The sequence below is a fragment of the Stutzerimonas stutzeri genome (assembly GCF_024448985.1).
GTDB lineage: Bacteria > Pseudomonadota > Gammaproteobacteria > Pseudomonadales > Pseudomonadaceae > Stutzerimonas > Stutzerimonas stutzeri_AP.
In genome coordinates this window covers 50,511-62,645 of sequence record NZ_JAMOII010000009.1, presented here as the reverse complement: position 1 = coordinate 62,645, position 12,135 = coordinate 50,511, and the positions used below count along the sequence as shown (strand labels likewise).

Annotated in this window: 8 protein-coding genes; 3 read left to right on the top strand and 5 right to left on the bottom strand. The window is 60.8% G+C overall.

The window, feature by feature from the left end; all coding sequences use genetic code 11:
• The first annotated feature begins 66 nt into the window (after nucleotides 1-66).
• A complete protein-coding gene (gene alr, locus NA647_RS11990; RefSeq protein WP_256057900.1) occupies nucleotides 67-1,143 on the top strand; it encodes an alanine racemase in 1,077 nt (358 codons plus the stop codon).
• Between the two features lie 260 nt (nucleotides 1,144-1,403).
• Nucleotides 1,404-3,689: a YgiQ family radical SAM protein gene (locus NA647_RS11985; protein ID WP_256057899.1), complete on the top strand. Its 2,286-nt coding sequence runs from the start codon at nucleotides 1,404-1,406 to the stop codon at nucleotides 3,687-3,689.
• Between the two features lie 39 nt (nucleotides 3,690-3,728).
• Here the strand turns inward: NA647_RS11985 and NA647_RS11980 are convergent, their stop codons facing one another.
• Nucleotides 3,729-5,693, bottom strand: coding sequence for a methyl-accepting chemotaxis protein (locus NA647_RS11980; protein WP_256057898.1), 1,965 nt, complete (start codon nucleotides 5,691-5,693; stop codon nucleotides 3,729-3,731).
• A gap of 48 nt (nucleotides 5,694-5,741) precedes the next feature.
• The gene (locus NA647_RS11975; RefSeq protein ID WP_256057897.1) at nucleotides 5,742-7,355 is read right to left on the bottom strand and encodes a response regulator; all 1,614 of its coding nucleotides are present in this window, start codon (nucleotides 7,353-7,355) and stop codon (nucleotides 5,742-5,744) included.
• Nucleotides 7,356-7,571: 216 nt separating this feature from the next.
• Here NA647_RS11975 and NA647_RS11970 point away from each other — a divergent pair, with 216 nt between their 5' ends.
• Nucleotides 7,572-8,627, top strand: a complete 1,056-nt coding sequence (locus NA647_RS11970) for a DUF2333 family protein (protein ID WP_256057896.1) — start codon at nucleotides 7,572-7,574, stop codon at nucleotides 8,625-8,627.
• A 223-nt stretch (nucleotides 8,628-8,850) separates the two neighbouring features.
• Here the strand turns inward: NA647_RS11970 and NA647_RS11965 are convergent, their stop codons facing one another.
• The 3 genes from NA647_RS11965 to NA647_RS11955 form a co-directional block, all read right to left on the bottom strand.
• Nucleotides 8,851-10,191: a sigma-54-dependent transcriptional regulator gene (locus NA647_RS11965; protein WP_256057895.1), complete on the bottom strand. Its 1,341-nt coding sequence runs from the start codon at nucleotides 10,189-10,191 to the stop codon at nucleotides 8,851-8,853.
• Nucleotides 10,192-10,290: 99 nt separating this feature from the next.
• The gene (locus tag NA647_RS11960; RefSeq protein WP_256048418.1) at nucleotides 10,291-11,883 is read right to left on the bottom strand and encodes a sensor histidine kinase; all 1,593 of its coding nucleotides are present in this window, start codon (nucleotides 11,881-11,883) and stop codon (nucleotides 10,291-10,293) included.
• Nucleotides 11,873-12,109, bottom strand: a complete 237-nt coding sequence (locus NA647_RS11955; RefSeq protein WP_256048417.1) for a PP0621 family protein — start codon at nucleotides 12,107-12,109, stop codon at nucleotides 11,873-11,875. The genes NA647_RS11960 and NA647_RS11955 overlap by 11 nt, the downstream gene beginning before the upstream one ends.
• Nucleotides 12,110-12,135: the final 26 nt, after the last annotated feature.

Genomic DNA, 12,135 nt, shown 5'->3' with positions numbered 1-12,135 from the left:
GCTGACTTCCAGCTTCCAGCGGTTCAGCCTAAGATTCCACTTCCCTTCGTTGCCAGGAACCCTCCCATGCGCCCCCTCGTTGCCACGATCAATCTGGCCGCCATCCGTCACAACTACGCCCTTGCGAAACGTTGCGCGCCGGGGCGGCGGGCTTTTGCTGTGGTCAAGGCCGATGCCTATGGGCATGGCGCGGCGTCGGTAGTGACGGCGTTACGCACCGAAGCCGATGGCTTTGCGGTGTGCAGCGTCGAGGAAGCGCGCATCGTACGGGAACAGGCGCCCGAAGCACGCGTGCTGCTGCTTGAAGGTTGCTTCGATCTAGAGGATTGCCGGGCGGCGATGGAGTGGGGGTTGGATATCTCGGTGCAGGGTGCCGAACAGGCGCAGCGGCTTCTGGATTGCGCGACGACGCGCCCGCTAAATGTCTGGCTCAAGCTCGATTCAGGGATGCATCGACTAGGCTTCGATACGGCTGAATTGAGGTCTTGGGCCGAGCGTTTGCGTGCTGCGCCGCAGGTGGCGGAGCTGAATCTGATGAGCCATTTCGCTTGCGCCGATGAACACATGCATCAGCTGACCGAGCGCCAGCTGGAAAGCTATCAGGGGCTGCAGGACATCGCCTTCGACCAGCGCAGCTTTGCCAACTCCGCAGCCGTATTGACGCTGGCCCCGGCGCACATGGATTGGTTGCGCCCCGGCATTATGCTCTATGGCGCCTCGCCGTTTGCCGAGCGCAGTGCCGTCGAGCTGGGATTGCAGCCAGCCATGACGTTGAACGCCGAAGTAATTGCTATGCACGAAGTGCCGGCCGGCGAAAGCGTCGGTTATGGCGCGACCTGGATAGCGCAGCGCCCATCGCGTATCGGCACAGTCAGTTGTGGTTATGCCGATGGCTATCCACGTCATGCACCATCGGGCACGGCGGTCGTGGTTCGTGGTCAGCGCGTACCGCTGGTAGGTAGGGTGTCGATGGACATGCTGGCGATAGACCTGACCGATATGCCCGATGCGGCCATCGGCGATGCGGTCGAGCTCTGGGGCGCGCAGATGCCGGTCGACGAACTGGCCCACGCCTGCGGCACCATCGGTTACGAACTGCTCACCAAGGTGACGCGGCGGGTGCCGCGCAGATACCTCGGTTAAAGCCCCCTCGACTGCCGGCCTGATGCGTAGGGCCGAACTTGTTCGGCCGTTGCGAAATCCGCTGGCCGAATGAATTCGGCCCTACAGGATAGGTGGCCCACGCTCCAGCCGCGTAGGGTGGATGACGCGAAGCTCATCCACCGGCGGAATGGCGGATGTAACACGACATCCACCCTACGAAATCCGACCTCTGCGCTGGGCCTTCCTGATCATTTTTTGTGCTATATTCCGCGCCCGTTTTCGTTGCCCGGTTTTTCGCCATGCACGCTGCCAAGCCCTTGTTCGACTATCCCAAATACTGGGCCGAGTGTTTCGGCCCGGCGCCTTTCCTGCCGATGAGCAGGGAGGAGATGGATCAGCTCGGATGGGATTCGTGCGACGTCATCATCGTCACCGGTGATGCTTACGTCGACCATCCGTCGTTCGGCATGGCGATCATCGGGCGGCTGCTGGAAGCCCAGGGTTTCCGCGTTGGCATCATCAGTCAGCCGGACTGGCACAGCAAAGATGACTTCATGAAGCTCGGCGAGCCGAACCTGTTTTTCGGCATCGCAGCCGGCAACATGGACTCGATGATCAACCGCTACACGGCCGATCGAAAAATGCGTTCAGACGACGCTTATACGGCCGGTGGCCTGGCTGGAAAGCGTCCGGACCGTGCCAGTCTGGTCTATAGCCAGCGCTGCAAGGAAGCCTACAAGCACGTGCCGGTGGTGCTGGGCGGTATCGAAGCCTCGCTGCGGCGCATCGCGCATTATGACTATTGGTCCGACAAGGTGCGCCGTTCGATCCTGATGGATGCGACTGCGGATATCCTGCTCTATGGCAATGCCGAACGTGCCATTGTCGAGGTGGCCCAGCGCATCGCGCGTGGCGAAGCGGTCGAGCAGATTACCGATGTGCGCGGTACCGCCTTCATCCGCAAGAGCCCGGCTCCAGATTGGTACGAGATCGATTCGACCCGGATCGACCGGCCCGGCAAGGTCGACCAGATTATCAATCCCTACGTCAGCACCCAGGATCTTCAGGCCTGCGCCATCGAAAAGGACAAGGGACCTGCCGAGGATCCGAACGAGCCGAAGGTCGTCCAGTTGCTGCCGAACCCGAAGGTTGAACGCGACAGGACGGTGATCCGTCTGCCGTCGTTCGAGAAAGTGCGAAACGATCCGGCGCTGTACGCCCATGCCAACCGCGTGCTGCATCTGGAGACCAATCCGGGCAACGCCCGTGCGCTGGTGCAACGTCACGGCGATCACGACATCTGGCTGAATCCGCCGCCAATACCGCTGACCACCGAAGAGATGGACTACGTCTTCGCTTCGCCGTACGCGCGTGTCCCGCACCCGTCTTATGGCGGTGCGAAGATTCCCGCCTACGAGATGATCCGCTTCTCCGTGAACATCATGCGCGGCTGCTTTGGCGGCTGCACTTTCTGCTCGATCACTGAGCATGAGGGACGCATCATCCAGAGCCGCTCGCACGAGTCGATCCTGCACGAGATCGAGGAGATGAAAAACGTGCCGGGATTCACCGGCGTGGTCTCGGACCTCGGCGGCCCGACCGCCAATATGTACCGGCTGGCCTGCAAGAGCCACGACATCGAGAAGCACTGCCGCAAGCCGTCCTGCGTGTTCCCGGGTATCTGCGAGAACCTCGATACTGATCACAGCTCGTTGATCGAGCTGTACCGCAAGGCGCGTGCGTTACCGGGTGTGAAAAAGATCCTGATCGCCTCGGGCCTGCGCTACGACTTGGCGGTGGAATCGCCGGAATACGTAAAGGAGCTGGTCACCCACCATGTCGGCGGCTATCTGAAGATCGCCCCGGAGCACACCGAGCGCGGCCCGCTGGACAAGATGATGAAGCCGGGCATCGGTTCCTACGATCGCTTCAAGCGGATGTTTGAGAAGTATTCGAAGGAGGCGGGCAAGGAGCAGTACCTGATCCCGTACTTCATCGCCGCGCATCCGGGGACCACCGACGAGGATATGATGAACCTCGCCCTATGGCTGAAGGCCAACGGCTTCCGTGCCGATCAGGTGCAAGCCTTCTATCCCTCGCCTATGGCCTCGGCCACCGCGATGTACCACAGCGGCAAGAACCCGTTGCGCAAGGTGACCTACAAAAGCGAGGGCGTCACCATCGTCAAGAGCGAGGAGCAGCGCCGCTTGCATAAGGCCTTCCTGCGCTACCACGATCCTAAGGGTTGGCCGCTGTTGCGCGAAGCTCTGCAGCGCATGGGGCGCGCCGATCTGATCGGGTCCGGCAAGCACCAACTGATTCCTGTGCATCAGCCGGCAGCGGATGGCTACCAGAGCGCACGGCGCAAGAATTCCACGCCGGTGGGAAGCAAGAAGGCCGGGCAGGGCGGCAAAATCCTAACCCAGCACAACGGCCTGCCGCCGCGCAGCCACGACGGCAATGCCTGGGACAAGCGCGAGCAGGCCAAGGCCGCTGCTGAAGCGCGACGCAAGGCCGCGGCCGGTGCTGGAAAGCCATCCGGCAAGAGCCGTAAACCTTCGCAGCGTCCCGCCGCGCCGCGTTGAGGTTGTCGCCACCCCAGCTTCGATGGTCCGGTGGCGCTCTCAGCTCTTGAAAGCAAGTGTCGCCTGGTTCAGTTCGCTGGCTAGGCGCAGCATCTGTTCGCTTTGCTCGCGACCGCGACCGATATGCGTCAGGTTGCTATCCCCTAACTGATGGATGCGTTCGCTGTGACCGCGAATTTCGCTCACCGCCTCGCTCTGCTGTGCGGTGGCATGGGCGATCTGCGCCGCCATGCGTTCGATCGAGCCGATGGTGACGACGATCTGATCCAAAGCCGAATCGGCTGTTTCGGCCAGCAGGGCGGTGGCTTCGGCATGATCGACCTGGATGCGCATGGCCTCTACGGATTGATGGGCGGCTTTTTGCAAATTGCCGATCAGCAGTTGGATTTCTTCGGTAGCGCCGCTGGTGCGCTGCGCCAGGGTGCGAACTTCATCGGCGACCACGGCGAAGCCACGGCCCTGCTCGCCTGCTCTGGCCGCCTCGATCGCGGCGTTCAGCGCAAGTAGATTGGTCTGCTCGGCGATCGAGCGAATCACGATCAACACCTTACCGATGGTACCGGTTTCATCGGCAAGGTGCTCAATGGCTTGGGCATTGCCGTGCACTTCGCTAACCAAACTATGCAGTCCCGTCAGGCTCTTGCCGATGACGTCCTGTCCCTGGTTGACGGCCAGGCTAGCGGCGCGGCCGGCGTCGGCTGTCTGTTCGGCGCCATTGGCGACTTCCTGAATGGTTGCTTCCAGTTCTCCAAGAGCGTCTCGTATCTGAGCGGTATCGCTGCTCTGGCGGCTGGCGCTTCGGTGCAGGTCGCTGCTCATATCCGCCAGGCTGCGGCTGTTGCCAGTGACCTCTTGTGCGTGCTGGCGCAGCGTTCCGACCAGCGTGAGCAGATAGCTGCGCAGTTGGTTGAGCGATGTGCCGATCTCGATCATTTCAGGTGTTCTGGTGTCGAGCTCGACGGGCTTTTCGAAATCGCCCCGGGCCCATGCCGAAAGCGCCGGCGCGAGCTGCCCCAACGAGCGCGTCAACTGGCGCTGCAAGCGATCAATGGCGAGCGCGACCAGTAAGATCAGGGCGATGATGGTGCCCTGGATGATGCGAACCTCCGATTGGATACGTCCATGTTCGGCGCGGATTACCGGTTCCAGTTCGGCGAGGGCCAGCTGCAGCGCAGCGATTTTTTGCGTGCTGCTGGTCATCAGTTCGCTGCGTTGTTGGATTTGTTCCCGCGTTCGCTGAAGCTCGGCAGGGTAGCGGTTGATTAGCCCGACCAAGTCGCGCCTGAGAGCGATGCCCTGGTCTTCACTGGCCCGCTCGGACTGCTCCTGTTCGAGATTCAGTAATGCGGCGAAGGCGCTGGCGCCCGTGCGCTGTTCGGTTGCGATGCCCAGCAAAGGCAGCGCATTGAGCGTGTCCGCCTCCTTGCTCAGCGCCTGCAGTACCTGATTCACCTCCATCGCCAGTTCGTCCTGGCTGCTGCTTACCAGCTTTCCGCGCGCGTGGCTGAGGCGCAGCAGCTGACGGCTGGCCTCGAACAGCGGTGCCTGGTAGGAATGTGCCGCCGTTTGAGAACTTTGCACTGTGTATCGATGAAGCTGCGCCAATGTGCCGGCAATCTCCCGTTCGGCTTGTAGCAGCAGGCCCTGGGGGTCGCCAGCGAGCTTGCCGGCGGCCAGCAGCTCGTTGGCAGTGTATCGCTCGAGCTGCTCCAGGCTAGGTCTTAGGCGGTCGGCAAACTGGTTCGGTAGGGCTTCCACCTCCGCTGAGAGCCCTTCCAGTGCCTGCATCGCCGCGCTGTGACTGACGGCGTTTCCGCTAGCCAGATAGTCATGGATATTGTCAGCGGCCTGATGCTCGAATCGCTGAGAAAGCCCAAGATAACGATCCATCAGCTGATAAGGGCGCTGCAGTTCGCGCTCAGACCACCAGAGCGTGATACCCAAGGCGAGGCAGATCGCAACGAGCAGGCATGTGTTGACTGTGGTGAGCGACTTCAGACGCATCCTGACCTCCGAATGGTAGGGAGGTCAGCAATGTATGGCTATTTGATGTCATCCATGTGACAGGGTGTATCGCTCGACTCGGTTACGGCCGCCGTGTTTGGCGCGGTAGAGCGCTTCGTCAGCCCGCTGGGTAAGCGACCGGGTGCTGGCGCCGGGAGTCAGTTCGGCAATGCCGCAACTGAAGGTGCAGGACAGATCGGCTGGTTGTGCCGGGTAGCGGATTTCGGCAAAGCGCAGGCGGATTTCGTCGAGCACCTTTGCCGCGTTTTCGATATCCGTGTTCGGCAGCACCACAGCGAACTCCTCTCCACCATAGCGGCCGATATGGTCAGTCTTGCGCAGGCGCTGCTTCAGGAACAGGGCGAGGCTTTTGATAACTCTGTCGCCCATGGGATGCCCGTAGCTGTCGTTGACCTTTTTGAAATGATCGATATCGATCATGGCGAAACACAGCGGCTGACCGTCTCGGCGGGCTCGTGAGGCGGCGTCTTCGAGCAACTGCAGGCTGTGCGTGTGGTTGTACAGCCCGGTCAGGCTGTCGCGAACGATGCGTGCCTTGAGATTGCGTGCCCGCTCGGCGCGAGTCCGCACGGTGGCGATCAAATGGCTGGGCTTGATCGGCTTGGTCAGGAAGTCGTCGCCACCTTCGTTCATCGCATCGAGTTGTTTTTCGAGATCATCTTCGGCCGACAGATAGATGATCGGCACGCTCACGTAGCGTTCGTGCTGGCGAATGACCTTGGCCAGTTCGGTGCCCAGACATTCGGGCATGTACATGTCCAAGATAATCAAATCCGGCTGGAATTCAGCCAGATAGGTGAAGGCTTGAATGGGTTCGTTGAGCGTCTGGGTAATGATTCCGGCGTTGTTCAATACGCGTTCGGTATGTGTCGCCTGGGCACGCGAGTCGTCGATGATGAGTACGCGAAAGGGTTCGTAGTGGGCGGTACGGGTAAGCACTTCGACCTTTTCCAACAGGCTCGATGCATCGATGGTACCGGTGAAAAATTCAAGGCCGCCGGCGCGCACGGCGGCCAGGCGCATGGGCGTGTCGGTCTCCTCGTGGCTGAAGAATATCAACGGCAGTTTCTCTTCCAGGCCCAGTTGCACGCGTTCGGCGAGTTTCAGCCCTTCGCCCGGCCCATTGAAGTCGACGTCCATGATTAGGGCTGCGGGGTGGCGCTCATGCATGGCGGCACGAAATGCTTCGTCGCTGGCAAAAGCCTGAGCGGCCATGCTGAAGAACTCGAGCTGACGGACCACGTGATTGGCGCGCTCGTTGTCCTCCAGTGCGATGTAGATAGGCTTGCTCAATGCGGGGACATAGCCGGACTGCCCACGCGGGTCGCTATGACGTAGGCCGGTACGGGCGAGGCGATAGATCAGCTGGCTGAGGGTGGCGATGGTGTCGCTCGACAAGCGCCCGCGGTTTTCCTTGATATCCCTCAGACACTCCTCAATAGCGAGTGCAAGTTGTCGGTGCTCGGTCTGTTCGAATCGTTCGGCAAATCGCCGCAGCCGTTGGCTGGCATCGGCAAGGGCAGTTCGGTAGTGATCGTTCCATTCGCTGCGTTGCAGCTGCTGCCAGACTTCGAGTACCTCTCGTGCCTGGTGGATGACCCGTTGCGCGAAGTGCTGTTTGAGTTCTTCTTGGTCCGACATCTTCGGTTTCCTGGGCCCGCTGCGGCAGTCTTCTGAGAGGGCGCGATGGTGGCCGCATGCTACCACTGATCTGGTCGATCGACAGAATGTATGTCGGTGGCTTGGTTCTCATTATGAGGTTTGGGTGTATCGGCTGCGTTATAGTGGTTCGCCTGCCGCAACGCTCTTGGCGACCGATGGTCGAATCTTTGCATTTTGAGAAGAAGGACAGACCCCATGTTGGATTGGAAGAACCGCTTCGGCCGTCTCGGCTCGTCGGGAAGCACAGCCAGGACGGACGGCGCGACTCGCAATCCCCTGGTACTGGCGCTCGTCGCAGTGATTGCAGTCTATTTGCTGGTTGCGTTGCTGGTGGGCTGGTACTGGAGTTCCGAGCCTGATCGTTTCTCGGTGCAGCAGCATGTTCAGCATACAGCCGATGCTTCGCAGCAGCAGATCGTCAATGGCTACACCACGGTCGAGACCCTCAAGCGAGTTGCCGGCACCCTGCTGGACAAGCCAGGCGGTTACCTGACTAATGACGTCGCGCCGCCCGGCCTGTGGCTGGACAACATGCCCAGCTGGGAATACGGGGTCCTGGTTCAGGTGCGTGATCTCAGCCGAGCGTTGCGCAAGGACTTTGCACGATCACAATCCCAATCGACCGAGGATGCCGACCTGTCCAAGGCCGAGCCGTTGTTCAATTTCGACAATCGCAGCTGGGCGCTGCCTGCCAGCGAATCGGAATACCGCAACGGCATTCGCTATCTGGACCGTTACCTGGCGCGCTTGAGCGACCCAGCGCCCAAGGCGCAGTTTTATTCGCGTGCCGATAATCTGAATAACTGGCTGGGAGATGTCGGTACTCGGCTGGGCTCGCTGTCCCAGCGGCTGTCGGCCAGCGTCGGTCGGGTACGCCTGGATGCCCAGGTAGCCCCGGAGCTGGAGCGTGAAGGCGTACAACAAGTGCTCGAGGAGGAGCGCGTCGAAACCGCCTGGCTGCAGATCGATAACGTGTTCTACGAGGCGCGTGGGCAGGCTTGGGCATTGTCACATCTGCTGCGCGCCATTGAAGTGGACTTCGCTGATGTGCTGGCCAAGAAGAACGCGACGATCAGCGTCAGGCAGATCATCCGTGAACTCGAAGCCGCACAGGAGCCGCTCTGGAGCCCGATGGTGCTCAATGGCAGCGGCTATGGCGTGCTGGCGAATCATTCGCTGGTGATGGCGAACTACATCTCGCGTGCCAATGCGGCGATCATTGATCTGCGCATGCTGCTGTCGCAGGGGTAGAAGAAGCAGCTTGAAGCTGGAAGTCAGAAGCTTGAGGTAAAAGCGGGCAAGTACTTGACGGGACTTCAGTGCCAGCCATGCTGACTTCCAGCTTCCAGCTTCCAGCTTCCAGCTTCCAGCTTCCAGCTTCCAGCTTCCAGCTTCCAGCTTCCAGCTTCCAGCTTCCAGCTTCCAGCTTCCAGCTTCCAGCTTCCAGCTTCCAGCTTCCAGCTTCCAGCTTGGCTTAATCCAGCCCGAGCTTCTTCAGCCGATAACGCATGGAGCGGAACGAAAGGCCCAGCCGTTGAGCGGCTGCGGTGCGGTTCCAGCGGGTTTCTTCCAGCGCCTGCATGATCAGCTTGCGTTCGACATCCTCGAGGTGGTCTTCGAGGTTGTCGATTTGCGCGAGGTTCGCTTCGCCGTTTTCCGACATGCCGGGTGCGTCTGCTAGGCGCAGATCGCTGGGCTTGATCTCATCGCCTTCGCAAAGCGTGTAGGCGCGTTCCAGCATATTTTCCAGCTCGCGAACGTTACCGGGAAACCGATAGCTCTGCAGTTTGGCCACTGCGTCGGGATGTAGTCGCGCCGGCGTGTCGTTGCATTCCCGGGCGAGGCGGCGGAGCATGGCTTCGGCCAATTGGGCGATGTCTTCGCGGCGCTCCCGCAACGGCGGTACGCGCAGCTCGATGACGTTGAGCCGATAGTAGAGGTCCTGACGGAAACGGCCGGCCGCCACTTCGCTGGCGAGATCCTTATGGGTGGCGCAGAGAATCCGTACGTCCACCACGACCTCTTTCGCTCCGCCGACCGAGCGGACGGCTTTTTCCTGAATCGCGCGCAGCAGTTTCACTTGCATCGGAAGGGGCAGGTCGGCCACTTCGTCGAGAAACAAGGTCCCGCCATCAGCGGCCTGAAACAGGCCCGGTTTATCTTCCACCGCGCCCGTGAAACTGCCCTTCTTATGGCCAAAAAATTCGCTCTCCATCAGCTCCGATGGAATCGCGCCACAGTTGACCGGAACGAACGGGCGCTCGTGACGTGGACCTTGCTCATGGATCAGCCGCGCCACCAATTCCTTGCCACTGCCGGACTCACCGCTGATGTAGACCGGCGCCTGACTGCGTGCCAGCTTGCCGATCTGCTTGCGTAGCACGTTCATTGGCGGAGAGGCGCCGAGCAGACGGCTATCGACGCTCAGATCATTGGGGTTCGGCGCGCGCAGGCGCAGCGCCGTGTTGACCAGTTCCCGTAGCCGGCCAAGGTCGACCGGTTTGGTGAGAAAGTCGAAAGCACCGGCTTTGAGCGCACCGATGGCCGTATCGAGGCTGCCGTAGGCGGTAATCATCGCCACAGGAAGATGTGGATACTGTTGCTGGATGAACTGCACCATCTCCAGTCCGCAGCCGTCGGGCAGGCGCATGTCGGTCAGGCACAGGTCGTAATGCTCGCGCGCCAGGCACTCGCGGGCTTCCTTGAGATTGCGGGCGCTGCGGGTGTCCAGCTTCATGCGCCCGAGGGTGATCTCCAGGAGTTCCCGGATATCGGGTTCGTCATCGATGATCAGCGCTTTTTGGCGGGCGGTCATGGTCTCGGTCTTTCGGTTGTGGCGCGGAGTCGGCAATGTTAACGCTACAGCGCGTACTTTGTACCGCGACCTGGCGGATGTGTGACCCGTGCCGCCTCGTCAGGTCAGCTTGCGCGGATGCGCGAAGACGATACGGAAGCAACTGCCGCCCTCGGCTCGTTCTCGGTAATCCAGACGAGCCTGGTTGCTTTCGCATAGCTCTCGCGAGATATAGAGGCCAAGACCCGTGCCCTTGTTCTCTGTCGTGAAAAAAGGCTCGAAAATATTCTGCAGTTTGTCGGTTGGCACGCCTGGGCCGTCGTCGAGCACTTCGAGCACTGGCAGATCGCTGGACTCGTCGCGGAACAGCTGTAGCCACACCTGTGCTTGATCGTTCATCTGGCCGCTGTAGCGAAGGCCGTTTTGCACGAGATTGGTCAGCACTTGGATCAGCTGGTTCGGGTCCATGCGGGTCTGCAGCGAGCTGCCGCGGGTTTCCACGTGCACGTGCTGATGGGGCGGTAAATTCTCACGAAACTCGCTGGCGAACCGATGCACCCAGTATTTCAGGTCCAGTAATTGTGGCTCGGCCTGGCGCCGGCGCGACAGCTGCAGCACGTTTTCGATGACCAGATTCATGCGCCGCGAATGGTCCTGAATGATCTGCGTGAGCCGCAGATCCGCCGCGTCCAGAACTTCTGATTCCTGCAGCAGCTGAGCGGCGTGGCTGATTGCGCCGAGCGGGTTGCGGATCTCGTGGGCGATGCTTGCCGTCAAGCGGCCAAGGGATGCGAGCTTGAGCTGCTGGGCTTTCTGTGCGATCTGAGAGATGTCCTCGAGAAACACCAGCGTGTCCTGTTTCACTCCGTGCTGCAGGATGGCGAAGCTCGGTTGTAGCGTGGCGCCATTGGGCGTTGCCTTGAAATTACGCGGGCGCAGGGTTGGGTTGTCGCGCCATTGTTGCAGTCCTTTGATCAGGTCCGGGCAGCGTGGCGCCAGTCGCTCTCCAGCCAGTGATTGTTGGCCAAGCAGGTCGAGCGCACCTTGATTGGCGAGCAGCACGCGTTCCGCTTGGTCCAGCACGAGTATTCCGGTGCGCATACGCTGCAGGATCTGTGCATTAAGCGCTTCGAGGTTGGCGACTTCCTCCGCGCGCTGGCGCGCCAGGGTTTCGCTGACCTGCAGCCGCCGCGTCAGACCTTGCACCAGTAGCGCAGCGGCGAAGCAGAGCGTTCCCAGCGCCGCGGCCTGGACGTATTGACTGCCCGTGGAGGGATCGCTGAGGCTGAGGTAGAACGTCAGATAGATGAGCCCGGTCGCGGCAACCGCGGCGATGAAAAAACCGATGCGTCCATGTAGCAGTATGTTGGCGATGGCGACCGCGACGATCAGCAGGTTGCCGATCCCACTGGGCGTGCCGCCGGCAAAATAGAACAACGCCGTGAGCAGCACGACGTCCAGCAGGGCGAGGCCCAGAATCGGCAGCTCCCGCTTAGGGCTTTGCAGCAGTACGGCGATGAGAATGTTGAGTATCAGGTAGGCCCAGGCGCCATAGTGGAATGCCGCTGGGTTGATCATGCGCATCAGGTCGCTATGCAGATCACTGCTGATGAGCAGCACCAGCACGAGGCCGATCGCGACGCGATAGAGGTGGTAGAGGCGAAGGATTCGCTGGCCTTGGTGGCCCAAAAACGTCAGGCGCTCAATTCCCACCTGACTGGTTGTCCTGTTCCAGGTGTCCCTGGCTGCAGTACCACTGATCATGGTTCTGCAGCGCTTGCTCGCGTGGCAGATGCACGCCGCAGTGAGCGCAGCGGACCATCATCACAGTGGTTTGTTGCGGTTTGCTGGTCGCCTTCGGCTTGCTTGTCAGGCGGCGCCAGAGCCAGAACGCCGCAGCAATCAGAATGATCCAGAACAACAGACGAAACAGGCCCATATTGCTATTTCCTGGCTAAGGCGTGC

What these genes read in the sequence shown, in the direction of transcription:
- alr (WP_256057900.1), top strand. Translation starts at nt 67, where the DNA reads ATGCGCCCCCTCGTTGCCACGATCAATCTGGCCGCCATCCGTCACAAC.
- NA647_RS11985 (WP_256057899.1), top strand. Translation starts at nt 1,404, where the DNA reads ATGCACGCTGCCAAGCCCTTGTTCGACTATCCCAAATACTGGGCCGAG.
- NA647_RS11980 (WP_256057898.1), bottom strand. Translation starts at nt 5,693, where the DNA reads ATGCGTCTGAAGTCGCTCACCACAGTCAACACATGCCTGCTCGTTGCG.
- NA647_RS11975 (WP_256057897.1), bottom strand. Translation starts at nt 7,355, where the DNA reads ATGTCGGACCAAGAAGAACTCAAACAGCACTTCGCGCAACGGGTCATC.
- NA647_RS11970 (WP_256057896.1), top strand. Translation starts at nt 7,572, where the DNA reads ATGTTGGATTGGAAGAACCGCTTCGGCCGTCTCGGCTCGTCGGGAAGC.
- NA647_RS11965 (WP_256057895.1), bottom strand. Translation starts at nt 10,191, where the DNA reads ATGACCGCCCGCCAAAAAGCGCTGATCATCGATGACGAACCCGATATC.
- NA647_RS11955 (WP_256048417.1), bottom strand. Translation starts at nt 12,109, where the DNA reads ATGGGCCTGTTTCGTCTGTTGTTCTGGATCATTCTGATTGCTGCGGCG.